The sequence below is a fragment of the Thauera sp. AutoDN2 genome (genome assembly GCF_051280715.1).
Classification (GTDB): domain Bacteria; phylum Pseudomonadota; class Gammaproteobacteria; order Burkholderiales; family Rhodocyclaceae; genus Thauera.
Genome location: NZ_JBNCAR010000010.1, coordinates 27825 through 52840 on the forward strand (window position 1 = coordinate 27825; position 25016 = coordinate 52840).

Annotated in this window: 29 protein-coding genes; 4 read left to right on the forward strand and 25 right to left on the reverse strand. The window is 64.8% G+C overall.

What is annotated here, in order from left to right; genetic code table 11:
* Positions 1–50: 50 nt before the first annotated feature.
* The 5 genes from ACPT9U_RS07880 to sucC form a co-directional block, all read right to left on the reverse strand.
* Positions 51–2402, reverse strand: coding sequence for an ATPase, T2SS/T4P/T4SS family (locus ACPT9U_RS07880; protein WP_435750493.1), 2352 nt, complete (start codon positions 2400–2402; stop codon positions 51–53).
* A 78-nt stretch (positions 2403–2480) separates the two neighbouring features.
* Positions 2481–3242 (reverse strand): 3',5'-cyclic-nucleotide phosphodiesterase, encoded by a 762-nt coding sequence (locus ACPT9U_RS07885; protein ID WP_418365156.1) that lies wholly within the window; start codon positions 3240–3242, stop codon positions 2481–2483.
* A gap of 118 nt (positions 3243–3360) precedes the next feature.
* The gene (locus tag ACPT9U_RS07890) at positions 3361–4053 is read right to left on the reverse strand and encodes an FHA domain-containing protein (RefSeq protein ID WP_435750494.1); all 693 of its coding nucleotides are present in this window, start codon (positions 4051–4053) and stop codon (positions 3361–3363) included.
* A gap of 157 nt (positions 4054–4210) precedes the next feature.
* Positions 4211–5104, reverse strand: coding sequence for a succinate--CoA ligase subunit alpha (gene sucD, locus ACPT9U_RS07895; protein WP_418365158.1), 894 nt, complete (start codon positions 5102–5104; stop codon positions 4211–4213).
* 12 nt (positions 5105–5116) lie between these two features.
* Positions 5117–6277, reverse strand: coding sequence for an ADP-forming succinate--CoA ligase subunit beta (sucC, locus tag ACPT9U_RS07900; protein ID WP_418365159.1), 1161 nt, complete (start codon positions 6275–6277; stop codon positions 5117–5119).
* 460 nt (positions 6278–6737) lie between these two features.
* Between sucC and ACPT9U_RS07905 the strand changes: the two genes are divergently transcribed.
* On the forward strand, positions 6738–8393 hold the full coding sequence (locus ACPT9U_RS07905; protein ID WP_435750495.1) for a type IV pilus assembly protein FimV: 1656 nt from the start codon (positions 6738–6740) through the stop codon (positions 8391–8393).
* 3 nt (positions 8394–8396) lie between these two features.
* On the opposite strand, the gene ACPT9U_RS07910 is transcribed toward ACPT9U_RS07905, so the two are convergent.
* Positions 8397–9146, reverse strand: a complete 750-nt coding sequence (locus tag ACPT9U_RS07910) for a Nif3-like dinuclear metal center hexameric protein (RefSeq protein WP_435750496.1) — start codon at positions 9144–9146, stop codon at positions 8397–8399.
* Between the two features lie 71 nt (positions 9147–9217).
* Between ACPT9U_RS07910 and ACPT9U_RS07915 the strand changes: the two genes are divergently transcribed.
* The gene (locus ACPT9U_RS07915; protein WP_435750497.1) at positions 9218–10381 is read left to right on the forward strand and encodes a Do family serine endopeptidase; all 1164 of its coding nucleotides are present in this window, start codon (positions 9218–9220) and stop codon (positions 10379–10381) included.
* A 53-nt stretch (positions 10382–10434) separates the two neighbouring features.
* Here the strand turns inward: ACPT9U_RS07915 and tatC are convergent, their stop codons facing one another.
* The 10 genes from tatC to hisB all read right to left on the reverse strand — a co-directional run bounded on the left by tatC (position 10435) and on the right by hisB (position 16012).
* Positions 10435–11256, reverse strand: coding sequence for a twin-arginine translocase subunit TatC (tatC, locus tag ACPT9U_RS07920; RefSeq protein ID WP_435750498.1), 822 nt, complete (start codon positions 11254–11256; stop codon positions 10435–10437).
* Positions 11253–11744 carry a Sec-independent protein translocase protein TatB gene (gene tatB, locus ACPT9U_RS07925; protein WP_435750499.1) on the reverse strand — a complete coding sequence of 164 codons (492 nt, stop codon included), beginning with the start codon at positions 11742–11744 and terminating at the stop codon, positions 11253–11255. Before tatB ends, tatC begins: the two co-directional genes overlap by 4 nt.
* Before the next feature lie 93 nt (positions 11745–11837).
* Positions 11838–12068 carry a Sec-independent protein translocase subunit TatA gene (gene tatA / locus ACPT9U_RS07930; protein ID WP_418365165.1) on the reverse strand — a complete coding sequence of 77 codons (231 nt, stop codon included), beginning with the start codon at positions 12066–12068 and terminating at the stop codon, positions 11838–11840.
* Between the two features lie 10 nt (positions 12069–12078).
* A complete protein-coding gene (locus tag ACPT9U_RS07935; RefSeq protein ID WP_418365166.1) occupies positions 12079–12426 on the reverse strand; it encodes a histidine triad nucleotide-binding protein in 348 nt (115 codons plus the stop codon).
* Positions 12423–12761 (reverse strand): phosphoribosyl-ATP diphosphatase, encoded by a 339-nt coding sequence (locus tag ACPT9U_RS07940; RefSeq protein ID WP_418365167.1) that lies wholly within the window; start codon positions 12759–12761, stop codon positions 12423–12425. Before ACPT9U_RS07940 ends, ACPT9U_RS07935 begins: the two co-directional genes overlap by 4 nt.
* Positions 12758–13153 (reverse strand): phosphoribosyl-AMP cyclohydrolase, encoded by a 396-nt coding sequence (hisI, locus tag ACPT9U_RS07945; protein ID WP_418365168.1) that lies wholly within the window; start codon positions 13151–13153, stop codon positions 12758–12760. Before hisI ends, ACPT9U_RS07940 begins: the two co-directional genes overlap by 4 nt.
* Entirely contained in the window at positions 13150–13908 is a 759-nt protein-coding gene (gene hisF, locus ACPT9U_RS07950; protein WP_435750500.1) for an imidazole glycerol phosphate synthase subunit HisF, read from the reverse strand. The genes hisI and hisF overlap by 4 nt, the downstream gene beginning before the upstream one ends.
* 22 nt (positions 13909–13930) lie before the next feature.
* A complete protein-coding gene (gene hisA / locus ACPT9U_RS07955) occupies positions 13931–14680 on the reverse strand; it encodes a 1-(5-phosphoribosyl)-5-[(5-phosphoribosylamino)methylideneamino]imidazole-4-carboxamide isomerase (protein ID WP_435750501.1) in 750 nt (249 codons plus the stop codon).
* 44 nt (positions 14681–14724) lie between these two features.
* Positions 14725–15363 carry an imidazole glycerol phosphate synthase subunit HisH gene (gene hisH / locus ACPT9U_RS07960; RefSeq protein ID WP_435750502.1) on the reverse strand — a complete coding sequence of 213 codons (639 nt, stop codon included), beginning with the start codon at positions 15361–15363 and terminating at the stop codon, positions 14725–14727.
* Between the two features lie 61 nt (positions 15364–15424).
* Complete coding sequence (hisB, locus tag ACPT9U_RS07965) at positions 15425–16012, reverse strand: imidazoleglycerol-phosphate dehydratase HisB (protein ID WP_418365171.1); 588 nt, start codon at positions 16010–16012, stop codon at positions 15425–15427.
* Between the two features lie 168 nt (positions 16013–16180).
* On the opposite strand from hisB, the gene hisC reads away from it, so the two are divergent.
* A complete protein-coding gene (gene hisC / locus ACPT9U_RS07970) occupies positions 16181–17254 on the forward strand; it encodes a histidinol-phosphate transaminase (RefSeq protein WP_435750503.1) in 1074 nt (357 codons plus the stop codon).
* A 55-nt stretch (positions 17255–17309) separates the two neighbouring features.
* Here hisC and hisD read toward each other — a convergent pair whose 3' ends face one another.
* Both hisD and hisG read right to left on the reverse strand, forming a co-directional pair.
* The gene (gene hisD / locus ACPT9U_RS07975) at positions 17310–18617 is read right to left on the reverse strand and encodes a histidinol dehydrogenase (RefSeq protein ID WP_435750504.1); all 1308 of its coding nucleotides are present in this window, start codon (positions 18615–18617) and stop codon (positions 17310–17312) included.
* A gap of 10 nt (positions 18618–18627) precedes the next feature.
* Complete coding sequence (hisG, locus tag ACPT9U_RS07980; RefSeq protein WP_418365174.1) at positions 18628–19272, reverse strand: ATP phosphoribosyltransferase; 645 nt, start codon at positions 19270–19272, stop codon at positions 18628–18630.
* A 150-nt stretch (positions 19273–19422) separates the two neighbouring features.
* Between hisG and rnk the strand changes: the two genes are divergently transcribed.
* The gene (gene rnk / locus ACPT9U_RS07985) at positions 19423–19830 is read left to right on the forward strand and encodes a nucleoside diphosphate kinase regulator (protein ID WP_418365175.1); all 408 of its coding nucleotides are present in this window, start codon (positions 19423–19425) and stop codon (positions 19828–19830) included.
* Between the two features lie 133 nt (positions 19831–19963).
* On the opposite strand, the gene murA is transcribed toward rnk, so the two are convergent.
* From murA to ACPT9U_RS08020, 7 genes are read right to left on the reverse strand one after another with little or no spacing between them, the layout of a single operon-like run.
* The gene (murA, locus tag ACPT9U_RS07990) at positions 19964–21214 is read right to left on the reverse strand and encodes a UDP-N-acetylglucosamine 1-carboxyvinyltransferase (RefSeq protein WP_435750505.1); all 1251 of its coding nucleotides are present in this window, start codon (positions 21212–21214) and stop codon (positions 19964–19966) included.
* A 7-nt stretch (positions 21215–21221) separates the two neighbouring features.
* Positions 21222–21479, reverse strand: coding sequence for a BolA family protein (locus ACPT9U_RS07995; protein WP_418365177.1), 258 nt, complete (start codon positions 21477–21479; stop codon positions 21222–21224).
* A 10-nt stretch (positions 21480–21489) separates the two neighbouring features.
* Entirely contained in the window at positions 21490–22287 is a 798-nt protein-coding gene (locus tag ACPT9U_RS08000; protein WP_435750506.1) for an ABC transporter permease, read from the reverse strand.
* Between the two features lie 22 nt (positions 22288–22309).
* Entirely contained in the window at positions 22310–23206 is an 897-nt protein-coding gene (locus ACPT9U_RS08005; protein WP_418365179.1) for an ABC transporter ATP-binding protein, read from the reverse strand.
* Positions 23203–23496, reverse strand: coding sequence for an STAS domain-containing protein (locus tag ACPT9U_RS08010; protein ID WP_435750507.1), 294 nt, complete (start codon positions 23494–23496; stop codon positions 23203–23205). The genes ACPT9U_RS08005 and ACPT9U_RS08010 overlap by 4 nt, the downstream gene beginning before the upstream one ends.
* A complete protein-coding gene (locus ACPT9U_RS08015) occupies positions 23493–24158 on the reverse strand; it encodes an MlaC/ttg2D family ABC transporter substrate-binding protein (RefSeq protein ID WP_435750508.1) in 666 nt (221 codons plus the stop codon). The genes ACPT9U_RS08010 and ACPT9U_RS08015 overlap by 4 nt, the downstream gene beginning before the upstream one ends.
* A 15-nt stretch (positions 24159–24173) precedes the next feature.
* On the reverse strand, positions 24174–25016 hold the full coding sequence (locus ACPT9U_RS08020; protein ID WP_435750509.1) for an MlaA family lipoprotein: 843 nt from the start codon (positions 25014–25016) through the stop codon (positions 24174–24176).

The following is a 25016-nucleotide window of genomic DNA, read 5'->3' on the forward strand; positions in this document are numbered from 1 at the left end:
CAGACACGCGCTTGTGGCCGCCAGCAGCCACAAACGCAGCAACTGTGCGCTCAGCGCACGCAGACCTTGCGCACCTGTTTCATGTCGGTGATGCCCGCCAACACCTTCTCCATGCCGTCCTGGCGCAGGGTGCGCATGCCCTCGTGCAGCGCCTGGCCAAGCACCTGGTCTACGCGGCCACGCTCCTGGATCAGACGCTTGATCGCTTCCGAACCCAGCATGAGCTCATGCAGGCCCACCCGCCCCTTGTAGCCGTGGTTGCAATGCTCGCACCCCACCGGGGCATAGAGCGTGAAGCGCCCCGCCTTGTCGGCGAATGCCTCCTTCCAGCGCGCAAGCACCCTTCCCCGCGCGCCTTCCGGGTCGGCCCGGAACTCGTCTACGAGGTGCATGTCCTCGCAGTACTCCTCCAGCATGCGATGCATCTCGTCCTCGTCCGGGTGATAGGCCGCCCGGCACTTCAGACACAGGCGCTTGGCGAGGCGCTGGGCGAGTACGCCGAGCAGGGCGTCGGCGAAGTTGAACGGGTCCATACCCATGTCGAGCAGGCGAACCACCGACTCGGGCGCGCTGTTCGTGTGCAGGGTCGAGAACACAAGGTGGCCGGTGAGCGAGGCCTCGATACCCACGGTAACGGTCTCGTGGTCACGCATCTCGCCCACCATGATCACGTCCGGATCGGCACGCAGGAAGGCACGCATCATGGTGGCAAAGTCGATGCCGGCCTTGCGGTTGACCTGAACCTGGCGCAAACCCTTCTGGGTGATCTCCACGGGGTCCTCGACCGTCCAGATCTTGGTGTCGGGCGTGTTGATGTAGTTGAGGATGGAGTGCAGCGTGGTGGTCTTGCCCGAGCCGGTGGGACCGCACACGAAGAAGATGCCGTAGGGCTTGGCGATCGCCCCCTTGAGCCGTTCGAGATTGAAGGGCAGCAGCCCGAGCTTGTCGATCTGGATCGGCTCGCTGCTCGCGAGCAGGCGCATGACCACATCCTCCATACCCCCTTGGGTGGGCAGGGTGGCCACGCGCAGCTCGAGATCGATGGGCGCGAACTTGCGGAAGCGGATCTTGCCGTCCTGCGGCTTGCGGCGCTCGGCGATGTCGAGATCACACATGATCTTGATGCGGGTCACGAGCGGATTGCGGTAGCTCGCCGGCACCTCGATGTAAGGTACGAGGGAGCCGTCCTTGCGGAACCGGATCAGGGTCTTCTCCCGCCCGGGGCGCGGCTCGATGTGGATGTCGGAGGCACCCTGCTTGTAGGCGTCGATGATGACCTTGTTGACCAGCTTGACCAGTTCGTTGTCCGCTGCAGCGGTGACATCGTCCTTACGCGCAACGCTTTCCTCCTCGTGCTCGTCGAGCCCGGAGAGCAGGTCGTTGACCGAGGCATCGCCCAGGTCGACGCCGAAGAACTGTTCGATGGTCTGCTCGAAATCACGCTCGGTCGTGACGCGGTAGCTGAGGCGCTTCTTCAGGAACACGTTCTGCGCGACACCCGAACTCCTCACCTGCTCGGGATCGATGCACAGGATCACCACGCCTTCGGTGGTTTCCTCATAGGGTAGCCAGAGGCTCTGCTCGACATACTCGCGCTTGATGTTGCGCAGCAGGTCCAGCGGTTTGACGTGGTTGGCCACGAAGGGCTGGTACGGCACGCCGAAGAAGCGTGCCGCCGCTTCGCCCAGCTCTGCAGTCCCCAGGCCGAACTGGTCGATCAGAACGGATTCGGTGCCGTTGCCATTCTCGCGTGCATCGCGCGTGGCATCGGCGAACTCCTCGGCCGTGATCCGCCCGTCCATGACCAAGGCGTCAAAGCGGGAGCGCAGCCTTGCGGGCTGGCTCGCATGGCGCAGAAAAGCGACGGCCAGCGTCTGCGCAAGCCCCTGCACGCCCTCCTCCGCAATCTGGGAAAAAGGCGCCCCGCTCAGCGTGTTGATCAGCTGCAACACACCAAGTAGCTTGCCGCTCTCCGGATCGCGGATCGGGGCGACGAGCATCTGGCGGGAGTGGAAGCCGGTACTGGCATCGACCTCGCGCCTGAGCTTGAGCCCAGGCGAGATCTGCTGCAGTTCGGAGTCGTCGTAGGCGTCCCGGATGTTAACGAGTTGCCCACTGAGCGCGACGAAGCCTGCGATGCTGTTCTCGGCGATCGGCAGGCGAATGCTCTGCACGCCGCTCAGCCCGGTCTTCACCCGGGTGATGATGGAGTGCCCGCTCTCGTCCACAGTGTAGATGCTGAAGCGCTCGGCCTCGAACAGGGCACAGAACTCGGGCGCAAGCTCAAGGAGGAGCTCGTCGACATTCCGGCTCGCGTGGATCCGGTTCGTGAGCGTCTGCAATCCCTTGAAAAAGGCCAGGCGGCGCGTCACGGCGCTGACGGGGGGCGCATTCTCGGTCATTCTCTCCTCGCTTGCTCTTCGTTCTGGATCAGGCAGGCGCTACCTGCCCGTCGCTGCGGCGCCCCCGCACCCGCTCGCTCAGAATTCGAGCACGTCGCCCTGGCCGAGCCGACGCAGGATCCGCCCTCCCTCGTGCAGTTCTTCCATGATGCGCAGGCTCGCGCCTGGCTTGAGGTGACTGACGTGCACCCGGGGCGCTCCTCCGATGCGGTCGAGCATGGCATGTGCGGAGCTCGGGCACAGATGCCGGGACGCGCTCGCCAGCGCTTGCTGGTCTTCGGCGAAGGCGGTCTCGAGGATGAGGTGGCGCAGTTGCGGGCAGGCATTGATCGCATCGATCAGTTCTTCACAGTACGCAGTGTCGCCAGAGAAGACCAGTTGCCCATGCCCGCTGTCAAGCCCATACGCCACCGAGGGGATGGTGTGCCGCGCAGGCAGCGCGGTAATGCACCTTCCATCGAGCTCGACGGAGTCCCCCACCTGCAGGGGGCTGAAGCGCATGAAGGGCCGCTCACGGTCGGGAATCGCGGTGAAATCCGGCCAGATCTGCCAGTTGAAGATGTGCGCCTGCAGGGCTGCGATGGACTCGCCGAGCGCATGCACCACGAGCGGCGAGGCCCTCAGCTCGCCCACCGTATCCACCAGCAGAGGCAGGGCTGCTATGTGATCGAGGTGGACATGGGTGAGGAAAACGTGATCGATGCGGCGAAGCACCTCCAGCGGCAGGTCACCCACACCCGTGCCGCAGTCGATCAGGATGTCGTCGTCAACAAGGAAGGAGGTGGTGCGCGACTGCGAGCCACCGATTCCACCACTGCACCCCAGAACCTCGAGCCTCATCTCTCCGACCACCCATCGCGCGCCCGACCTGAGGTCAGCGCAGAATCCTCATGATGCGATCGAAGTTAACACTTCGGGCTCCGGCTGCCGCGGCACAAAATCACGGCTCGTCGTGCGCTCAGGCGCGCAGGAAGAACTCCATCTTCACGCCAGCCAGCTCGATGATGTCGTGGTCGCGCAACGGGCGCGCCTGGGCATCGATTGCCTTGCCGTTGACGAGCGGAAAGCTCGCGCCTTCGACATGGGTGATGAAGAAGCCGTGCGGTCGCCGCGTGATGACCGCAACCTGGCGCCCGGGCTTCCCGAGCGTCGTCAGCGACTTGGTGAGTTCCAGTTCACGCCCTGCATTGCCGCCGCTGAGGACCTGGATCACGCCAGTGACAGCGCCCGCCGCCGGTGCAGCCTGGGTACCGGACAGCCCGACATCGGTTGCAATCTCGGCATCGACCATGGTACCGGGCATCTGGAACGGCTTGAGGGCAACCGAGTCGATCATCTCGGATGCAGCCAGTCCGGGCTTGGCGTCGTCGACGATGTACTTGATGCGGTACTTGCCCAGCTCGATCACGTCGTTGTTGCGCAGGACATTCTTCTTGACCTGCTGGCCGTTCAGATAGGTGCCGTTGGTACTGTTCTGATCTTCGAGAAAGGCATCGTTGGTGATGCAGGTGATCACCGCGTGGTGCCCGCTGATCGCCAGGTTGTCGATCTGGATGTCGTTGTCCGGCTTGCGCCCGATGGTGGTGCGCTCCTTGACGATCGGCAGCTCCTTGAGCACCAGACCGTCCATGCTGAGAACCAGTTTCGGCATGACCCTACCCGTCGAAGAGTTCCTGTTGCAGTCCCTGCGCGCACCGCAAGTCGCAGCGGAAACAACGCACGAGCGCATTCTACAGCGCGACCGCAACGCGTTAACAAAAAAGGCGCCGGACTCGCCGGCGCCTCTTGTCTGCGTCATGCAAGAACGATCAGAGCATCGCCTTGAGCAGCTTGCCCATTTCGGAGGGGTCACGCGTGACCTTGAAGCCGCACTCTTCCATGATGGCGAGCTTGGCGTCGGCGGTGTCGGCACCGCCGGAGATCAGCGCGCCAGCATGGCCCATGCGCTTGCCGGCCGGGGCGGTAACGCCGGCGATGAAGCCGACGATCGGCTTCTTCATGTTGGCCTTGCACCACATCGCGGCTTCGGCTTCGTCCGGACCGCCGATCTCGCCGATCATGATCACCGCGTCGGTGTCCGGATCGTCGTTGAACATGCGCATCACGTCGATGTGCTTGAGGCCGTTGATCGGGTCGCCACCGATACCGACCGCCGAGGACTGGCCGAGACCGATCTCGGTCAGCTGCGCCACGGCTTCATAGGTCAGCGTGCCGGAGCGCGACACGACGCCGATGCGGCCCTTGCGGTGGATGTGGCCGGGCATGATGCCGATCTTGATCTCGTCGGGCGTGATCAGGCCGGGGCAGTTGGGGCCGAGCAGCAGGGTTTCCTTGCCGCCAGCGGCAACCTTCTGCTTCATCTTGTTGCGCACCATCAGCATGTCACGGACCGGGATGCCTTCGGTGATGCAGATCGCCAGGTCGAGGTCGGCCTCGCAGGCTTCCCAGATGGCATCGGCAGCACCCGCGGGCGGCACGTAGATGACCGACACGGTGGCGCCGGTCTCGGCAGCGGCTTCCTTGACCGAGGCGTAGATGGGGATGTCGAAGATCTTCTCGCCCGCCTTCTTCGGGTTCACGCCGGCGACGAAGCAGTTCTTGCCGTTGGCGTATTCCTGGCACTTCTCGGTGTGGAACTGACCGGTCTTGCCGGTGATGCCCTGGGTGATGACCTTGGTGTCTTTGTTGATCAGGATGGACATTCGAAGCTCTCCTTACTTGACCGCAGCGACGATCTTGGTCGCGGCATCCGCCATGGTGTCGGCGGTGATGATCGGCAAACCCGACTCGGCGAGGATCTTCTTGCCGAGGTCTTCGTTGGTGCCCTTCATGCGCACCACGAGCGGGACGGAGAGGTGAACTTCCTTGGCTGCAGCGACCACGCCGGTGGCGATGGTGTCGCACCGCATGATGCCGCCGAAGATGTTGACCAGAATGCCCTTGACCTTGGGGTTCTTGAGCATGATCTTGAAGGCTTCGGTGACCTTCTCGGTGGTCGCGCCGCCGCCGACGTCGAGGAAGTTGGCCGGCTCGGCGCCGAACAGCTTGATCGTATCCATGGTAGCCATGGCCAGACCGGCGCCATTCACCAGGCAACCGATGTTGCCGTCGAGGCTGATGTAGGCAAGGTCGAATTTGGATGCTTCGAGCTCGTCAGCGTCCTCTTCGTCGAAGTCACGGAAATCGACGATTTCCGGGTGACGGTAGAGGGCGTTGGAGTCGAAGTTGAACTTGGCGTCGAGCGCCTTGATGTTGCCGTTGCCCTCGAGGATCAGCGGGTTGATTTCCGCGAGCGAGGCATCGGTTTCCATGTAGCAGGTGTAAAGGCGCTTGAGCGTGTCGACCGCCTTGGCCACGGAAGCGTCGGGCACCCCGATGCCGCGGGCCAGGTTCTCGGCCTGAGCGTCGGTCAGACCGACGAGCGGATCGACGAACTCCTTGAGGATCTTCTCGGGGGTACTGTGGGCGACTTCCTCGATGTCCATGCCGCCTTCCGAGGAGGCCATCATCGCAACCTTCTGCGTGGCACGGTCGGTCAGCGCGGCGACGTAGTATTCGTGCTTGATGTCGGCGCCTTCCTCGATCAGCAGGTTGCGCACCTTCTGGCCCTCGGGGCCGGTCTGGTGGGTCACGAGCTGCATGCCGAGGATGTCATTGGCGTGCTGGCGCACTTCGTCGAGCGAACGGGCGAGCTTTACGCCGCCGCCCTTGCCGCGGCCACCCGCGTGGATCTGGGCCTTGACCACCCAGATCTTGCCGCCGAGTTCCTCGGCCGCCTTGACCGCTCCGTCGACCGACACGCAGTGGAAGCCGCGCGGCGTAACGACGCCGTATTTTCTCAACAGTTCTTTTGCCTGATACTCATGAATCTTCATGGTTGCCCTTCGATCGAAGCCGTGACGGCACTGACCGTCACGAACAGGTTGATGGCACGACTCGGAGCACGCGCTCCGCCACGGGCGTCGTCTCCCTCGGCCGCCGCCCGTCGTATTGAATCGGGACCCCCCCGACCCGACCCGCAAGCCGGGCGCACAAATGCCCCGGTGCAAGACTCCATAATTATAACCCGCTTTGGACGGCGCACTGGTGCACTGCAATTGCGCGATACAGGCTGGACGGGAGCACAATTCCGGGCCCACCCCTCTCGCCGCCGTCATGGAGCAGCACGACCAACCAAGCGCCCGAAAGCGTCGCAAACAAGGCGTGATGCGGTGCGCACACCGTCGAAGCGAGTACAATTTCATGCACGATCATGCGACAGAGTTCCTGGAGCGGACCTTGCAGGCCTGATAAAAAAAGTCCCACTCGAACAACCCAGCGCCGGACGCGCGGACGATGAACACCAAACTCATACCGCTTTCCCTTGCCATTGCAGCCGCCCTGCTGACGCAGACGCCGGCGGTGCACGCGGCTTCGCTGGGCGAAATCCAGGGAACCTCGGCGCTGGGAGAGGCCTTCCGCGCAGAGATTGCACTCATCGGCGCCGGCACTGAAGTCGGTTGCTTCCGGGTGGCCCGCGTTCGGGCCGAAGAAGACGGGATTCCTGCCATCGGCAGCGGGCAGATCACTATTGAGGGGCGTGGCACGCAGGCCCGACTCGTGATCCGTAGCAGCGCCCGCGTACACGACCCCATCGTCCGCATCGCGGTCGAAAACATCTGCGAATCGCGCCTGCACAAGGAGTTCACCCTCCTGCTCCCTTTCACCTCGGCGGCCGATACCGCAGCTCCGCAGCCCAGGCCGCAAGCGCGTCCCCATCCTGCATCGCGCCCAGGCGCGGGAGCGCCCCCGGCCACGACGCCGAAGAAACCAGCAACCGCCCCCGCCAAACGTGAGCCTCCCGCGCGCACTGCATCCAAAGGCCGTCCCGCAGGAGGAGAATCGGCCAGCGATCGCCTCGTCGTCGACAAGGCGGAGCCCCCGGTCGGTGCGAACACACGGGGCGAACGCGCGCCCGCAGAGCCCTCGGCCGATCTGCTGACCCGCGAGCGCGAACTCGCGGCCGCCATCGACCGCAGCATCATTGCCGAGATGGAACTACTCGCGCGCATCAAGGAATTGGAAGAGATCCAGGCCCGACTGGAGGCTCGGCTGCGAGCGGCAGTCGCGAGCGCGCCGGCAGCAGCGCCTGCCATTCCGTCCATCCCTGCAGCAAGCGCGCCCGTCGCTGCAGCGCCCGCAGCGCAAGCGCCGGCTGCGACCGATACGATACAGAACGACGTTTACCTGTTCGCCGGCCTGGGGGCTGTCGCCCTGCTGCTGGCGCTGTGGCTGCGCGGCCGGCGAAACGAACCGCCCCCCGTAGCGAAACGGCCGACGGATGAGGACGCACGCGAGAACGTGCGACGTGGCGTCGCGCGTGCGGAGGATACCCTGTTCGCAAGCCCAACCACGGTTTCCACGTCCACAGTCACCCGCCCCCCCACGCCGGCGGAAGCCCGGGCCGAGGCCTTCTCCCTTGCGCCGCCGCCGGAAGTGGTCGACACCGAATCCATGGAGGAGCACAAGTCCGCGGTCGAGCTCGCCGAGATCATGATGAGTTTCGGCCGCGTGCGCGGCGCTGCGGACACGCTCGCCGAGTTCATCCGCAGCAACCCGCGCGAAGCCGTCACGCCGTGGTTGAAGCTGCTGGAGGCCTATCGCGCGGGCGGCCTGCGCGAGGAATTCGATGCCGTCGCACGCGAGCTCAACAAGACCTTCAACGTCAACACCGTCACTTGGGACAATTACGACACCCTGCGCAACATTTCGGCAAGCCTCGAAGACCTCTCGCACGTTTCCGAGAACCTGCAGCACAGTTGGGGCACCACCGTTTGCCAACGCTACCTGCAGCACCTGTTGCGCGACAACCGGGACGGCACCCGCGCAGGCTTCCCGTTCCCCGTGGTGGACGAAATCCTCACCCTGGCGGCAATCCTCGACGACCAGCTCGGACCGTACAAGTCCGTGATGGAGCAGGTCGCTCCGCCGGCCTCCACCTTGCCGCGCTAGGGGCTACACCGGGTTGTCGAGATCGACAAAGTCGGCCTGCAATCCGAATTGCCGCGCGAGATGCTCTGCCACGGCGCGGGCGCCGTAGCGTTCGGTCGCGTGGTGACCCGCAGCAAGGTAAGGCACTCCGGACTCGCGCGCGAGGTGCACCGTCTGTTCCGAGATCTCGCCTGATACATACAGATCCGCGCCGGCGAGGATCGCCTGCTCGAAATACCCCTGCGCGGCACCGGTGCACCAGGCCACCCTTCGCACCACACGCCCGGCGTCGCCCACCAGCATCGGATCGCGCCGCAGGCTCGCGCCGATCGTGACAGCAAGGTCGCCTGCCGTCATGTCCGCCCGGGCGGGACGACCGATCCAGCCCAGGCCCTGATCAGCGAAGCGACCTTCGACCTGCCAGCCCATCAGCGCCCCGAGCTGCGCGTTGTTGCCGAGTTCCGGGTGCATGTCGAGCGGCAGATGGTAAGCGAACAGGCTGATGTCGTTGGCAAGCAGGGCACGCAGGCGACGACGCCGGTAGCCGGTCACCCGTCCATCGTCGCCACGCCAGAACAGGCCGTGGTGGACGAACACCGCATCGTAGTCGCCGCCAATGGCGTGGTCGATCAAGGCCTGGCTGGCGGTGACACCACACAGCACACGTGCAACCTCGGTACGACCTTCCACTTGCAGGCCGTTTGGGCAATAATCCTTGAGCCGCGGGGTATCCAGGAGCGCGTCCAGTTGCGCCCCAAGCTCGGCAAGTTGCATTCGATCCTCTCCATTCCATGGACGGGCTTGCGCTTCCTCTGCGCCCCACCCGACACCATCAGGCCCACATTATGCGCCGCTTGTGGCTCATCTTCGCGCAGGCCGTCACCGTCAGCGTGGCCGTGCTGTTCGTGCTCAACACGCTCAAGCCGGAGTGGCTGCGCACAGCCACCCCGGCATCGGTTGTCGCGATTCTCGAAGCGCCGGACAACGGCGAAGCGCGCGCCCAGGCGACAAGCTCCTACGCCAACGCCGCGCAACGCTCGATGCCGGCGGTGGTGCACATCTTCACCACCAGCGCCGGCCGTGGCCAGCGCCACCCGCTGTTCGACGATCCGCTGTTCCGTCATTTCTTTGGCGACCGCCCACAACAGGAGCGAGGCCAGCGCGAAGCCGGCCTGGGCTCGGGCGTCATCGTCAGCCCTGAGGGCTATGTCCTCACCAACAACCACGTCATCGAAACCGCCGATGCGATCGAGGTTGCACTGAACGACGGACGCAAGTTCTCCGCCCGCCTGATCGGCCGCGACCCGGAAACCGACCTGGCCATCCTTCGCATCGAGACGGATGAACCGCTACCGGTGATCACTTTCTCCGGTACCGACAGCCTGACGGTGGGCGACGTCGTGCTCGCCATCGGCAACCCTTTCGGGGTGGGCCAGACCGTGACCATGGGCATCGTGTCTGCGCTTGGGCGCAGCCAGCTCGGCATCAACACCTTCGAGAACTACATCCAGACCGACGCCGCCATCAACCCTGGCAACTCGGGTGGCGCCCTCGTCGACAGCCGCGGCGATCTGGTAGGCATCAACACCGCGATCTACTCTCGCTCTGGCGGTTCGCTTGGCATTGGTTTCGCGATCCCGGTATCGATCGTGCGCGACGTGCTGCAGCAGATCGTCGCCAGCGGCGAGGTGGTGCGCGGCTGGGTCGGCGTGGAGATACAGGACCTGACCGCCGAACTGGCGGCCTCGTTCGGCCACCCGGACGCCAACGGCGCGCTGATCGCGGGCGTGCTGCGCGGCAGCCCCGCGGATCGCGGCGGCGTCCGCCCGGGAGACATCCTGATCGCGGTCGACGGGCGCAGCGTTCGCGACCCGAGGGCGATGCTGGACATGGTCGCCGCCCTCCCTCCCGGCAGAAAGTCCGGCTTCACGGTAAAAAGGAACGGCGAGCAACTCGAGCTCACGGTCGAAGTCGGTCGCCGGCCAACACCCGCCAGCACACGGCGCTAGGTCAGAACCGCGCGCAAAACCGAGCGCATTCCGGCGCGCGGCCCGGAGAGTTGTCAGGACTTCCCGCCCTTGCCCTCTTCGGCCTCGATACGATCGAGCTCGCGATCCATGTCTTCGATCGAGGGCGGCTCATAACCGGCAGCAGCCTCTTTCTGCGGCGAGGGTTTCGTAATCATGCGTGCGAGCACGATGCCCAACTCATAGAGCAGACACATCGGCACGGCGAGCATGAACTGCGAGACCACGTCGGGCGGGGTGACGATCGCGGCGATCACGAACGCCCCCACGATCACGTAGGGGCGCATCTCCTTGAGCTTGGCCACATCGACGATGCCAGTCTTGACCATCAGGATCACGGCCACCGGAACCTCGAAGGTGATCCCGAAGGCGATGAACATCGACATCACGAAGGACAAGTACTGCTCGATGTCCGGCGCAGGCACGATGCTCTTGGGGGCGAACTCGGCGATGAAGCTGAATACCATGCCGAACACGAAGAAGTAGCAGAACGCCATGCCGATCAGGAACAGCAGGGTGCTGCCGAGTACCAGGGGCAGCGCCATGCGCTTCTCATGTGCATAAAGCCCGGGCGCGATGAAGGCCCAAGCCTGATAGAGCACCCAGGGCAGCGCAAACACGAAGGCGACCATCATGGTTACCTTCACCGGCACGAAAAAGGGCGTGACCACCCCGGTGGCGATCATGTTGGTGCCCGCGGGCAAGGTGTCCATCATCGGCTTGGCGAGGATGTCGTAAATGTCTCCCGCCCAGGGCATCAGCACCACGAAGACGATGACAACCGCAAGCAGCGCGCGGATCAGCCGGTCTCGCAGTTCAACGAGGTGCGAGATGAAGGTTTCCTGTTGTGTGCTCATGCCTTGCCCTTGTCCGGGGTGGGAGCCGAAGCCGGGGCGGCCCCGTCAAGACCGAGCTCGAGTTGTGGCCGGTGTTCCGTACCGCTCGCAAGCAGCGCACCACCCCGGACCGGTCCGGGGTCTGCGGCCGCTTCCGCACTGCCGCCCTCGCCCTTGACCGGCGCAGTCTCGCTGGCGCGCGCGCCGTCGGGCAGGATCGAGCGCACCTCTTCCGCGGCCTGCCCCACTTCGGACTCGACGCTCGCCACACCCTGACGCACGGTGGACTCGAGCTCTTGCGCCTGCTGCTTGACCTGCTCCTGAAGCTTCTTGAGCTCTTCGAGCTGCATCTCACGCTGGATGTCGGATTTCACGTCCGTTACGTAGCGCTGCACGCGCCCGAGCAGGTGCCCCGCCGTGCGCGCGACCTTGGGCAGGCGCTCGGGCCCGACCACGATCAGCATCACGACGCCGATCACCATGAGTTCCGAAAAGCCGAAGTCGAACATGTGTGCTCGCTCGAGACACGGACCCGAGCGGGTCCGCAGGAAAACGAAGGGGCGCTCCGTTCAGGGCGCCCCTCGGATTGCGAGACGCGTCGCTCAGGACCGGTTCTGGTCTACCTTTTCGCGCGCCTCGCCCTCGATGGTCTGGTCCTCGGCAATCTTCTGCTGCGTGCCGGAGGCATTCGCATCGCCCTCCTTCATGCCTTCCTTGAAGCCCTTCACCGCCCCGCCGAGATCGGAGCCGATGTTGCGCAGCTTCTTGGTACCGAACACCAGCAGGACAATGACCAGCACGATGAGCCAGTGCCAGATGCTGAAAGAACCCATACCGCTCTCCTTAACGCTTCAACATGGGCGGCAGGGGATTCGGCCCGCCCAGAATGTGGAGGTGCAGATGATACACCTCCTGCAAACCGACTCTTCCGGTATTGACGATGGTGCGGAAGCCCTCGGTACAGCCCTGCTCGCGCGCGATGCGCCCGGCTGCAACCATCAGACGCCCCATTGCCGCCTCGTGTTCCTCGGACAGGTGCGCCATCGAGTCAACGTGCACTTTCGGCACGACCAGCACATGTACCGGCGCGACCGGATTGATGTCGTGGAAGGCGTAGACGTGCTCGTCCTCATAGACCTTCTTCGACGGAATCTCGCCGCGCACGATGCGGCAAAAGATACAGTCGCTCATGCACCCGCCCCCTGCGCGGTACGCGACTTCTTCTCATCGATACCCGACACGCCCTCGCGGCGACGGAACTCGGCGAGTACGTCGTCCACCGAAAGGCCGTGATGGGCGAGCAGCACCATGGAGTGGAACCAGAGGTCGGTGACCTCCCACACCAGGTGCAACATGTCCTTGTCCTTGGCGGCCATGATGGTCTCGGCGGCTTCCTCGGCGACCTTCTTGCAGATCGTGTCGGTGCCCTTCTGGTAAAGGCTGGAGACGTAGGAGGAATCCGGATCGGCCTTCTTGCGCGCAGCCAGGGTTTCGGCCACGCGATGCAGCACTTCGATATCGATCATTTGTAGATCTCCTGCGGGTCTTTCAAAACCGGTTCGACGGCCTGCCAGTGACCGTCATCGAAATACTTCTGGAAGAAACAACTATGGCGCCCGGTGTGGCAAGCGATGCCGCCAACCTGCTCGATCTTCAGCAACACCACGTCGTTGTCGCAGTCGATGCGGATATCGAGCACCTTCTGCACATGACCGGACTCTTCACCCTTGTGCCACAGCTTACGGCGCGAACGTGACCAGTAGATGGCTTCGCCGGTCTCGGCGGTGCGCTGCAGGGCCTCGCGGTTCATCCAGGCGAACATCAGCACATCGCCGGTGGAAGCCTCCTGCGCGATCACCGGCACCAGGCCATGCTCATCCCACTTGACCTCGTTCAACCAGCGCGTGTTCTCGCTCACAGCCGTACCTCGATCCCTCGCGCGCGCATCAGCTCCTTGGCCTCGCGTACGGTGTGCTGTCCGAAATGAAAGATGCTCGCCGCCAGCACCGCGTCTGCACGGCCTTCCGAGACGCCCTCGGCGAGGTGCTCCAGAGTACCGACACCACCGCTGGCGATCACCGGGATGCGCACCGCATCCGACACCGCCCGCGTGAGCGCGAGATCGAAGCCGCTCTTGGTGCCGTCGCGATCCATGCTGGTGAGCAGGATCTCGCCGGCGCCGAGCGACTCGACCTTACGCGCCCACTCGATGGCGTCCAGCCCGGTGTTGTTGCGCCCGCCGTGGGTGAAGACCTCCCACTTGCCGGGCGCGGTCTGCTTGGCGTCGATCGCCACCACGATGCACTGGCTGCCGACCTTGCTCGAGGCGTCATTCACCAGTTGCGGGTTGTTGACCGCCGCGGTGTTCATGCTGACCTTGTCGGCGCCGGCATTAAGCAGGCGGCGCACATCCTCGACCACACGCACGCCGCCACCGACGGTGAGCGGAATGAAGACCTGCTCGGCGACCTGCTCGACCACATGCAGGATGATGTCGCGGTCGTCCGAACTCGCGGTGATGTCGAGGAAGGTGATCTCGTCAGCGCCCTGCTCGTCGTAACGGCGGGCGATCTCGACCGGATCACCGGCGTCGCGTAGCTCGACGAAATTGACGCCCTTGACCACACGCCCGGACTTCACGTCCAGGCAGGGAATGATGCGTTTGGCGAGCATCAGCGGCACTCAGCGGAGAAGGTCATTCGGCGGCACCGCGCAGCTCGTCGGCGCGCGCCTGTGCGGCGGCGAAATCGAGCGTGCCTTCGTAGATCGCACGGCCGGTGATCGCGCCCATGATGCCTTCGTCCTCTACCGCGCACAGCGCGTCGATGTCGCGCAGGTCGGTGATGCCCCCGCTGGCGATGACGGGAATGCGCAGCGCGCGTGCCAAGCGCACAGTGGCCTCGACATTGACTCCCGAGAGCATGCCGTCGCGGCCGATGTCGGTATAGATCACCGACTCCACGCCGTAGTCCTCGAACTTCTTCGCCAGGTCAACGACGTCGTGGCCGGTGAGTTTGGACCAGCCGTCCACCGCCACCTTGCCGTCCTTGGCATCCAGGCCCACGATGATGTGGCCGGGGAAGGCAGTGCAGGCATCATGCAGAAAGCCGGGGTTCTTCACCGCGGCGGTGCCGATGATGACGTAGGTGATGCCGTTGTCGAGATAGTGCTCGATCGTGTCGAGGTCGCGGATCCCGCCGCCAAGCTGGACCGGAATGTCGTCGCCCACCTCGTCGGTGATCGCGCGGATCGCAGCGCCATTCTTGGGCTTGCCGGCGAAAGCGCCGTTGAGGTCTACCAGATGCAGGCGCCGCGCCCCGGCATCGAGCCAGTGGCGAGCCATGGCACCGGGATCTTCGGAGAACACCGTGGCGTCGTCCATCTCGCCCTGTTTCAGGCGAACACATTGACCGTCCTTGAGGTCGATGGCGGGAATGAGCAGCATACGGGGGGTCAGCAATGATGGATCGGATGAAGGGCGCTGGCCGCTCAGGGCTGCCAGCGAATGAAATTGCCCAGCAGGCGCAAGCCAGCCGCAGCACTCTTTTCGGGGTGGAACTGGGCCGCGAAGATATTAGCCCGCGCTACCGCACTGGTAAAGCGAACACCATAGTCGGTCTCCGCCGCGGCCAGGCCGGGCGCGGCAGGCACCACGTAGTAGCTATGCACGAAGTAGAAGCGCTCGCCGTCGGGAATGCCTTCCCACAGCGGATGCGGGCCGCACTGCCGGACCTCGTTCCAGCCCATGTGCGGCACCTTAAGCCGGCTACCGTCCGCCGCGAGCATCTTCGCATCAGGAAAGCGCACCACCTCACCCGGCAGTATGCCCAGCCCCGGCACATCACCCTCGGCGCTATGCTCGAACAGCATCTGCTGGCCGATGCAAATACCGAGAAAGGGCTTCTCGGCCGCCGCGGCGAGTACAGCCGGGCGCAGACCGCGCGCATCCAGTTCGCGCATGCAGTCGGGCATGGCGCCCTGACCGGGGAATACGACGCGCTCGGCCGCGGTGACGCGGGCCGGATCCGAGGTGATGAAGACATCGTGCCCGGGCGCGACGTGCTCGATCGCCTTGGCGACCGAGCGCAGGTTGCCCATGCCGTAATCGATGATGGCCACGGTGGTCATCGGCTTGACTCGCTATTGGACGAAACGGCGGCGGCACCCGGCCGCCGCGGGATGGGAAGAATCAGAGCGCGCCCTTGGTCGAGGGAATGGTGCCCGCGGCCCGCTCGTCATGCTCAGCCGCCATGCGTAGCGCACGGGCAAAGGCCTTGAACACGGTTTCGCACTGATGGTGAGCGTTCTCGCCGCGCAGGTTGTCGATATGCAGCGTGACGCCCGCGTGATTGACGAAGCCCTGGAAAAACTCGCGCGCCAGATCCACGTCGAAATTGCCGATGCGTGCGCGGGTGTAGTTCACGAAGTAGTGCAGCCCAGGGCGGCCGGAGAAATCGACCACCACGCGCGACAAGGCCTCGTCGAGCGGCACATAGGCGTGACCGTAGCGGCGCAGGCCCTTCTTGTCGCCAAGCGCCTTGGCGAATGCCTGGCCGAGCGTGATTCCCACGTCCTCGACGGTGTGATGATCGTCGATGTGCGTGTCGCCCTCGCAATGGATGTCCAGGTCGATTAGGCCGTGGCGCACGATCTGATCGAGCATGTGATCGAAGAACGGCACGCCGGTATCCAGCTTGCCCTGGCCGCAGCCGTCCAGGTCGATGCGCACGGTGATCTTCGTTTCGAGGGTGTTACGTGTGACTTCTGCTTGCCGCATGGGGGCTTCTGGCCAAAGGGTTAAGGTCGGGGCCATGATACCATCGCGCGGCAAACCCGCAGCAAAGTGCGGGCTATTGTCCACAATGGCGCCGGCTATCGCGATGCCCCGCGTGCATTTACGTGCTTGCGCGCCGATCCCGTCCCACCTCGAACCGCAGACATCCGCATGAGCCGCTTCTGGAGCGCCGTGACCCACGGCCTGACCCCCTATGTGCCGGGCGAGCAACCCAAGCTCGACAACCTGGTCAAGCTCAACACCAACGAGCACCCCTACGGGCCTTCGCCGCGGGTACTCGAGGCGATCCGTGCCGCAGCCGGTGACGGTCTGCGCCTCTATCCCGACCCCAACGCCGATGCGCTGAAGGCCGCGCTCGCACGCCACCATGGCGTGCAGCCGCAGCAGGTCTTCGTTGGCAACGGTTCGGACGAGGTACTTGCTCACGCCTTCATGGGGCTGCTCAAGCACGAGCGCCCGCTGTGGTTTCCCGACATCACCTACAGCTTCTACCCGGTGTATTGCGAGTTGTACGGCATCGACTACCGCACGATCCCGCTCGCGGACGACTACTCGATCCGGGTAGAGGACTATCTACCGAAGGGCGACGACTACGCCGGCGCGATCATCTTCCCGAACCCCAACGCCCCCACCGGCCGCCTGCTCGACCTCATGGACGTCGAGCACATCGTCGCCGCAAACCCGGAGGCGGTGGTGCTGGTGGACGAAGCCTATGTCGATTTCGGGGGCGAGAGCGCAGTCGCGCTGGTCGACCGCCACCCCAACCTGCTCGTCACCCACACCTTCTCCAAGAGCCGCTCGCTTGCCGGCCTGCGCGTGGGCTACGCGGTGGGCCATGCCGAGCTGATCGAGGGCCTGGAGCGGGTTAAGAACAGCTTCAACTCCTACCCGCTGGATCGCCTCGCGCTTGCCGGCGCCGTGGCCTCGGTCGATGACGGCGAACACTTCCGCGCCAATTGCGCACGCGTGGTCACGACGCGCGAAAACCTCACCGCCGCCATGCAGGCGCTCGGCTTCGAGGTACTGCCCTCGGCAGCCAACTTCATCTTCGCCCGCCATCCGGCACGCGACGGCGCCGAGCTCACCACCGAACTGCGCAAACGCGCGATCATCGTCCGCCACTTCAAGGCACCACGCATCGACCAGTTCATGCGCATCACGGTGGGCACGGATGAACAGTGCGCCACGCTGGTCGATGCGCTGAAGGACATTCTCAACCGCTGAAGCAGCGCCGGGGCGCGGCCGGCGGGTGAGCGCACTCCGCCAACGCTGCGCCGGCTCAACCCTTCAGCCGCATTTCCGCCGAGCGCGCGTGCGCCTGCAGGCCTTCGCCATGGGCAAGGATGGACGCCACCCTGCCCAAGTGCTGCGCGCCGGCCTGCGAGATGTTCACGATGCTGGTGCGCTTCTGGAAGTCGTAGGTGCCGAGCGGCGACGAGAAGCGTGCGCTGCGCATGGTCGGCAGCACGTGGTTGGGGCCGGCGCAGTAGTCGCCGAGCGCCTCCACCGCCCAGTGGCCGACGAAGATCGCGCCGGCGTGGCGGATATGATCGATCCAGGCCTCGGCATCGTCCATCGACAGCTCGAGGTGCTCGGGCGCGATGCGGTTGGCGATCGCGCAGGCCTGCTCCAGGCTGTCGACATGGATCAGCGCACCGCGGCTGGCGAGCGACTTGGCGATCGTGTCGCGGCGCGGCATGGTGGGCAGCAGGCGGTCGATCGCCTCGTGCACCGCGTCGATGAAGGCCACGTCAGTGCACAGCAGGATGGACTGCGCAAGCTCGTCGTGCTCGGCCTGGGCGAAGAGATCCATCGCCACCCAGTCGGCGTGACCGGAACCGTCGGAGATGATCAGCACCTCGGAAGGACCGGCGACCATGTCGATGCCTACTGTGCCGAACACCCGGCGCTTGGCCTCAGCCACATAGGCGTTGCCCGGGCCGACGATCTTGTCCACCTGCGGGATGGTCTGCGTGCCGTAAGCCAGCGCCGCCACCGCCTGCGCGCCGCCGATGGTGAACACGCGGTCGACGCCGGTGATCGCGGCGGCCGCCAGCACGAGCGGATTCTTGTCGCCGCGCGGCGTGGGCACGACCATGATCAGTTCGCCGACGCCGGCGACCTTGGCCGGGATCGCGTTCATCAGTACCGAGCTCGGATAGGATGCGCGTCCGCCCGGCACGTAGAGGCCGACGCGGTCGAGCGGCGTGACCTTCTGCCCCAGGCGGGTGCCGTCGGCCTCGGCGAATTCCCACGACTCGCCCTTCTGGCGCTCATGATAGATGCGCACACGGTCAGCGGCGATCGTCAGCGCCTCGCGCTGCGCGGATGACAAGCTATTGAGCGCCGCATGCAGCTCAGACTTCGGCAGTTCCAGCGCCGCCATCGAATCCACGTCCAGGCCATCGAAGCGACGGGTGTACCCCACCACCGCGGCGTCTCCAGTGGTGCGCACCGCGCGCAGGATCTCGGTGACGGCGGTATCGATACGCTCGTCTGCTTCGGACTCGAAGGCGAGCAACGCATCCAGCGTGGACAGAAACTCGGGTTCGCGCGCGGCAAGGCGGCGGATGGGCGTCTGGCTCATGAAGCAGTCCTTACGGTTTGATCGCGCCGGCGAAGGCGTCGAGCAGCGGCTGGATGAGTTCGCGCTTGAGCTTGAGCGAGGCCTGGTTGACGATCAGCCGCGAACTGATGGGCATGATGTCCTCGACCTCCTCGAGGTTGTTCGCACGCAGCGTACCGCCGGTGGAGACCAGGTCGACGATGGCATCGGCCAGTCCGACCAGCGGGGCGAGCTCCATCGAGCCGTAGAGTTTGATAAGGTCCGCATGCATGCCCTTGCCGGCGAAATGCGCCTTGGCGGCGTTGATGTACTTTGTGGCGATGCGGATCCTTCCGCCAGGACGGGTCGCAGCGGCGTAGTCGAAACCCTTCTGCACCGCGACGCACAACCGACACTTCGCGATGTTGAGGTCAAGCGGCTGATACAGGCCCGCTCCACCATGCTCGATCAGCACGTCCTTGCCGGCAATGCCCAGATCCGCCGCGCCATACTGGACGTAGGTGGGCGTATCGGTCGCACGCACGATCACCAAGCGCACATCGGGCCGGTTGGTGCCGATGATGAGCTTGCGCGAGGATTCGGGATTGTCGGTGGGCACGATGCCCGCGGCGGCGAGCAGCGGCAGGGTTTCTTCGAAGATGCGCCCCTTGGACAGGGCGAGCGTGATGCTGGACACGTGGAAGACCTTGATCTGACGGACGCCGCATTGTAACCCGGCGCCGCTTCTGTTAACCTTTGCGCAACTGGCTGAACCGCAGGTGGCGGTTCGGCCTTTTCTTTTGTTTCGCCGCTGCGTCGGCGCGCACTTCAGGCAGGAATCCGCACCATGAAACCGTCGATCATCGTCTCCAGCAGCGACCTCGAGCGCCTCGAGGGCCTGCTGACCCTCCCCGCCTTCCGCAGCCGCAGCGACCTGGACGGCCTGCGCGAGGAGCTCGAGCGTGCGGACGTTCGCGAACCCGAGGACATGCCGTCCGACGTCATCACCATGAACAGCCGCGCGCGCTTCGTCGAGGAAGGCACCGGACGCGAGTATGAACTGACCCTTGCCTATCCCAAGGACGCCAACGCCGAAGCACACCGGGTATCGATCTTCTCGCCTGCGGGCAGCGCCCTGCTGGGTCTGTCGGCCGGACAGTCGATCGACTGGAAGGCGGCCGACGGGAAAGAGATCCACCTGAAAGTGATCGAAGTCACCTGGCAGCCGGAAGCCCACGGACAATTCGACCTCTGAGCGACCTCTGAGCGGCCTCTGAAATCTACGCACTGCGCTGCGCGCATTCGGCACCACGCGTGACGAAGGCAGGCCCTGACGAAGCGGACAACATCGCGTCGTCAGGGCCCGCCTACTTGCGGTTCGCCCGCCTTCAGGCCAGTCGCCTGACCTTCGCACCAAGCGCGGCGAGCTTTTCCTCGAGGCGCTCATAGCCCCGGTCAAGGTGATAGATGCGCTCGATCACCGTTTCGCCCTCGGCCACCAGACCCGCCACCACGAGCGACGCCGAAGCGCGCAGGTCAGTCGCCATCACGGTAGCCCCCTCCAGCCTCTCCACGCCCTGAACCACAGCAGTGTTGCCGTCGATGCGAATGTCGGCCCCCAGGCGCTGGAGTTCGACCGCGTGCATGAAGCGGTTCTCGAAAATGGTTTCGCGAATCATCGCCACACCGCTGGCGACACTGTTGATCGCCATGAACTGCGCCTGCATGTCGGTCGGAAACGCTGGATAGGGCGCGGTACGCAGGCTCACCGCATGGAGCCGGGGCGGCGCAGCCAGGCGAATCGCATCGCGCTCGCACACGATCTCGCAACCCGCGTCCATCAGCTTGTCGATCACCGCATCCAGATAGCTCGAGCTGGTGCCCGTCAGGCGTATCGAACCGCCGCTGGCCGCCGCCGCGCACAGGTAGGTGCCGGTCTCGATGCGGTCAGGCATGATCCGGTGCGTCGCACCGTGCAGACGCTCGACACCGCGGATGCGGATCACGTCGGTTCCAGCACCGGAGATCTGCGCCCCCATCTCCACCAGGCATCGGGCGAGATCGACCACCTCGGGCTCGCGTGCGGCATTCTCGATCACCGTCTCGCCGTCGGCGAGGGTGGCCGCCATCATCAGATTCTCCGTTCCCGTCACCGTTACCATGTCGGTGAACAGGCGCGCGCCCTTGAGACGCGGCACGGTGGCATGGACGTAGCCATGCTCGACCCGTACCTCCGCACCCATCGCCTGCAGCCCCTTGATGTGCTGATCGACCGGACGCGCACCGATCGCGCAGCCACCGGGCAGCGACACCCTTGCCTCGCCGCAGCGCGCCACCAACGGCCCAAGCACGAGGATGGAGGCGCGCATGGTCTTGACCATCTCGTAGGGCGCCACGGGGTTGTTCAGGCCCGAGGCGTCCACCATCACGATGTCACCGCTGCGCTCGACCTTCACCCCCATCTGCCCGAGCAGGGCGAGCAGAGTGCCGATGTCCTTCAGCTGCGGCACGTTGGTGAACGTGACCGGCTCGGAGGTCAGCAGCGCCGCACACAGGATGGGCAGCGCTGCATTTTTGGCACCAGAAATGGCGACCTCGCCCGACAGGCGGGCGCCGCCTTCGATCAGCAGCTGGTCCATCGCCGCCTCACATACCCAACTCGCCACGCCCTTCCTCCCACTGCGCGGGCGTGAAGGTCTGCAGTTGCAGGGCGTGGATCTCGTTGCCCATCAGCCTGCCGAGGGTGGCGTAGACGGCCTGGTGCTGACGAACCTTCATCTTGCCCTCGAAGGTCGAGCTGACCACGATGCCGCGAAAATGCACGCCATCCTCGCCCTCGATGAACACCATCTCGCAGGGCAGACCCTGCTCGATCAGGCGCTTGATCTCGCTTGCTTCAAACATCTGTAATCCTTTACGAACGCAGCTTGTAGCCCCGCGCGAGCATCCCCAGGGTGAGCGCCGCGAGTACCACGAAACAAAGGCCCACCACGCCAAGCGAAAGCCAGGGCGAAGTGTCCGATTGACCGAAAAAGCCGTAGCGGAACCCGTCGATCATGAAGAAGAACGGGTTGAAATGCGATACATCCTGCCAGAACTGCGGCAACGAGTGGATGGAGTAAAAGACCCCCGACAGCATCGTGAGCGGCAGGATCAGGAAGTTCTGGAAGGCGGCAAGCTGGTCGAACTTGTCCGCCCAGATCCCGGCGATGACCCCGAAGGATCCGAGAATCACCCCACCCAGGACCGCGAAGCTCAGCACCCACAGCGGATTGGCCATCGGCACCTCGACGAACGCCGCTGACACCGCCAGAACGCCAGCGCCGACCATCAGGCCGCGCAGCGTGGAGGCGATCACGTAGGCAGCATAGAACTCGCGGTAGGACAAGGGCGGCAACAGCACGAAGATGATGTTACCGGTGATCTTGCTCTGGATCAGCGAGGACGAGCTGTTGGCGAAGGCGTTCTGCAGCACCGACATCATCACCAGCCCGGGCACCAGGAAGCTGGTGTAGGCGACCTCCCCATAGACCGTGACGTGGCGGTCGAGCACATGCGAGAAGATGAGCAGGAACAGGAGCGCATTGAGCACCGGCGCGGCGACAGTTTGAAAGCTGACCTTCCAGAAACGCAAGGTTTCCTTGTACAGCAAGGTGCGAAAACCTGTAAGCGGCGATTCGGCGGCCATGGGCTCGATACGCGGCGAAGCCATGAGCTCGGTCCCGGTTGAGCGGTCAGGCACGGTGCATCACCTCGACGAATACGCGCTCGAGATCCGGCTCGCCAAGTTGCATCTCGGTGAGGCCGGCCTGGGCCTCACGCAGGCGGGCCAGCAACGCCTCGACATCGGCAAAACTGTCGAAACCGAACTCGACCCAGCCACCTTCACCCGAAACACCACCGAGCACGACTGCCCGCTCCGGATGGTCGAGCCGCACGCGCAGGCTGTGGGTCGCGAAGCGGCGCAACAGGTTCTCGGTGGTATCGAGCGCCACGACCTTTCCGGCCTTGAGCATGGCGATGCGTCCGCACAAGGTTTCTGCCTCTTCCAGATAGTGGGTCGTGAGCACGATGGTATGGCCGTCCCGGTTGAGCTTGCGTATGAACTGCCAGAGCCCCTGGCGGAGTTCGACATCCACCCCCGCAGTGGGCTCGTCGAGCACGATCACCGGTGGCCGATGCACCAGCGCCTGCGCCACCAGTACGCGCCGCTTCATCCCGCCCGAGAGCATCCGCATGTTGGCATTGGCCTTGTGCGTGAGATCCAGGCTGGCGAGGATCTCGTCGATCCAGGCGTCGTTATGGCGTATGCCGAAGTATCCGGATTGAATGCGAAGCAGCTCACGCACAGAAAAGAAGGGATCGAACACCAACTCCTGCGGCACCACGCCAAGCTTGCGGCGGGCGTTGCGATAGTCGGCGACGACGTCGTGTCCCATGATGGCGAGCGTGCCGGCGTCGGCCCGAACCAGTCCGGACAGCGCCGAGATGAGCGTCGTCTTGCCTGCGCCGTTGGGGCCAAGCAGTCCGAAGAACTCCCCCTGGGAAATCTCGAGGTCAACCCCGCCCAGCGCCTGCAGCGAACCATAACGCTTGCTGACGCCCTGGATGCTGATCGCAGGCAGCGTCATTCAGCCGGTTCCAGCGGCAGCAGCGTGTCGATGTCGTAGAGCGCGGCAAGGCTCATCATGCCCGCAGGCAGGCCGCGCACGGTGAGGCGGTTGCCGGCGGCACGCGCGCAGCGCATCCAGTCGAGCAGCAGCGCCAGCGCAGCCGAATCAGCCGCCTCGACGGCCTTGAAATCGACCACGAGACTGCCTGCACGCGCCAGCCGCCGCCCCTGCTCGAGCACCTCGGGCGCCGAAGCCATGGTCAGGTCGCCCTCGGGAGCGAACACGGTGACGGGAGCAGGCACGCTCATGCGCTCGGACCGCCTGCTTCATGCTGCAGCCCGTGCTGATCGGCAAGGCTGCGGTTGCGCTCCTCCAGCGACCGGATCAGTCCATCGATGCCACCCCGGCTGATCTCCTGACCGAAGCTGCTGCGATAATTGGTCACCAGGCTCACGCCCGCGACGATGACGTCGAACACCTTCCAGCCCTGCTCGCTCTTCTCGAGCATGTAGTCGATGCCAACCGGCTGCGCGCCGGCCTGAATGACTTCAGTACGGACCTGCACGCGTGTATCCGCCGATCCGAAACGCGAGGGGCGAAACTCGATGCGCTGATCTCGGTACTGGGTCAGCGCATTGGAGTAGGTGCGCACCAGCAGGGTACGGAAGGCATCGACGAGCCTTGTCTGCTGCTCGGGCGAAGCCTGACGCCAGTCACGGCCGACGGCCAGCATCGTCATGCGGCGAAAGTCGAAATGCGGCAGGACCTTGGCGTCGACGAGCTCGATGACACGCTTGGTGTCACCCGACTGAATGGCCTTGTCGGCACGCACGATCTCGAGCACCTCGTTGGTGACATCGCGGACCAGCACGTCCGGCGCCCTGGCGTCCGTGCTTGCGGAAGCGGGCAGGGTGCCGACCAGGGTCAGGCAGAGCAGGGGCAGGAACAGGAGATTGAGGATTCTTTTCATGGTCTTGGTTCAGTTTCAGCGGTTTGACGATGCACGCCCGGCGCTGGGTGCCCATTGCCCGGCATCGACGAGTTCGAGACGCTCCACCGCAGCGCTCGCGACAGCATCCACCCCTGCCCCCGGCGGTACGGCGGACTGTTCGTCGAAATCTTCGTACACGCGCTCCTGCTGGCCGTCGCTGATCTTGTAACGACGTTGTTCAAGATAGAAGTCGCGCACGAAAGCGTAGCGGTCGAGTGCGGCCTCTTCCAGGGTGCGATCGGCCCCCAGCAACACCGAGCGGGTATGCACGACACGCGTTGCGGTGACGGTGTTACGCGTGGGCACATGGTCGATACCGAAGGGCGTGTTGCCCATCATGTCTGCGGGCAGCGCCACCGCGTCGCGCACCGTGCGCGGACCGAAGAAGGGCAGGACGATGTAGGCGCCTTCACCCACGCCCCAGCGGCCAAGCGTCTGGCCGAGATCCTCGTCGTGCTTGGCCAGCCCGGCTTCGCTCGCGATGTCGAGCAGACCGAGCAGCCCCCACGTGGAGTTGAGCGCGAAGCGCATCAGGTCGCTCATGCCCTCGGCGACCTTGCCCTGGAGCAAGTTGTTGAGCGCGATCCACGGGTCGGCGAGGTTGCTGAAGACATTGCCCACTCCGGTGCGTGCCGGCTGTGGCAGGACCGCCTCATACACCTGGGCGACGGGCTTCACGACGGCCTTGTCCAGCTGCTCGTTGAAGCTGAACATCGCGCGGTTGTAGCCCTCGAGCGGGTCGTTCGGGTTGCCGGTGCTGGCACAGCCCGCCGCCAGCGTTGCCGAAAGCACGGCCACGACGAGCCCCTTGCGGGAGGAGCGGAAAACGTTTCGCAT

Coding starts and splice junctions, on each gene's coding strand:
- ACPT9U_RS07880 (WP_435750493.1), bottom strand. CDS start 2,402: ATGACCGAGAATGCGCCCCCCGTCAGCGCCGTGACGCGCCGCCTGGCC.
- ACPT9U_RS07885 (WP_418365156.1), bottom strand. CDS start 3,242: ATGAGGCTCGAGGTTCTGGGGTGCAGTGGTGGAATCGGTGGCTCGCAG.
- ACPT9U_RS07890 (WP_435750494.1), bottom strand. CDS start 4,053: ATGCCGAAACTGGTTCTCAGCATGGACGGTCTGGTGCTCAAGGAGCTG.
- sucD (WP_418365158.1), bottom strand. CDS start 5,104: ATGTCCATCCTGATCAACAAAGACACCAAGGTCATCACCCAGGGCATC.
- sucC (WP_418365159.1), bottom strand. CDS start 6,277: ATGAAGATTCATGAGTATCAGGCAAAAGAACTGTTGAGAAAATACGGC.
- ACPT9U_RS07905 (WP_435750495.1), top strand. CDS start 6,738: ATGAACACCAAACTCATACCGCTTTCCCTTGCCATTGCAGCCGCCCTG.
- ACPT9U_RS07910 (WP_435750496.1), bottom strand. CDS start 9,146: ATGCAACTTGCCGAGCTTGGGGCGCAACTGGACGCGCTCCTGGATACC.
- ACPT9U_RS07915 (WP_435750497.1), top strand. CDS start 9,218: ATGCGCCGCTTGTGGCTCATCTTCGCGCAGGCCGTCACCGTCAGCGTG.
- tatC (WP_435750498.1), bottom strand. CDS start 11,256: ATGAGCACACAACAGGAAACCTTCATCTCGCACCTCGTTGAACTGCGA.
- tatB (WP_435750499.1), bottom strand. CDS start 11,744: ATGTTCGACTTCGGCTTTTCGGAACTCATGGTGATCGGCGTCGTGATG.
- tatA (WP_418365165.1), bottom strand. CDS start 12,068: ATGGGTTCTTTCAGCATCTGGCACTGGCTCATCGTGCTGGTCATTGTC.
- ACPT9U_RS07935 (WP_418365166.1), bottom strand. CDS start 12,426: ATGAGCGACTGTATCTTTTGCCGCATCGTGCGCGGCGAGATTCCGTCG.
- ACPT9U_RS07940 (WP_418365167.1), bottom strand. CDS start 12,761: ATGATCGATATCGAAGTGCTGCATCGCGTGGCCGAAACCCTGGCTGCG.
- hisF (WP_435750500.1), bottom strand. CDS start 13,908: ATGCTCGCCAAACGCATCATTCCCTGCCTGGACGTGAAGTCCGGGCGT.
- hisA (WP_435750501.1), bottom strand. CDS start 14,680: ATGCTGCTCATTCCCGCCATCGACCTCAAGGACGGTCAATGTGTTCGC.
- hisH (WP_435750502.1), bottom strand. CDS start 15,363: ATGACCACCGTGGCCATCATCGATTACGGCATGGGCAACCTGCGCTCG.
- hisB (WP_418365171.1), bottom strand. CDS start 16,012: ATGCGGCAAGCAGAAGTCACACGTAACACCCTCGAAACGAAGATCACC.
- hisC (WP_435750503.1), top strand. CDS start 16,181: ATGAGCCGCTTCTGGAGCGCCGTGACCCACGGCCTGACCCCCTATGTG.
- hisD (WP_435750504.1), bottom strand. CDS start 18,617: ATGAGCCAGACGCCCATCCGCCGCCTTGCCGCGCGCGAACCCGAGTTT.
- rnk (WP_418365175.1), top strand. CDS start 19,423: ATGAAACCGTCGATCATCGTCTCCAGCAGCGACCTCGAGCGCCTCGAG.
- murA (WP_435750505.1), bottom strand. CDS start 21,214: ATGGACCAGCTGCTGATCGAAGGCGGCGCCCGCCTGTCGGGCGAGGTC.
- ACPT9U_RS07995 (WP_418365177.1), bottom strand. CDS start 21,479: ATGTTTGAAGCAAGCGAGATCAAGCGCCTGATCGAGCAGGGTCTGCCC.
- ACPT9U_RS08000 (WP_435750506.1), bottom strand. CDS start 22,287: ATGGCTTCGCCGCGTATCGAGCCCATGGCCGCCGAATCGCCGCTTACA.
- ACPT9U_RS08005 (WP_418365179.1), bottom strand. CDS start 23,206: ATGACGCTGCCTGCGATCAGCATCCAGGGCGTCAGCAAGCGTTATGGT.
- ACPT9U_RS08010 (WP_435750507.1), bottom strand. CDS start 23,496: ATGAGCGTGCCTGCTCCCGTCACCGTGTTCGCTCCCGAGGGCGACCTG.
- ACPT9U_RS08015 (WP_435750508.1), bottom strand. CDS start 24,158: ATGAAAAGAATCCTCAATCTCCTGTTCCTGCCCCTGCTCTGCCTGACC.
- ACPT9U_RS08020 (WP_435750509.1), bottom strand. CDS start 25,016: ATGCGAAACGTTTTCCGCTCCTCCCGCAAGGGGCTCGTCGTGGCCGTG.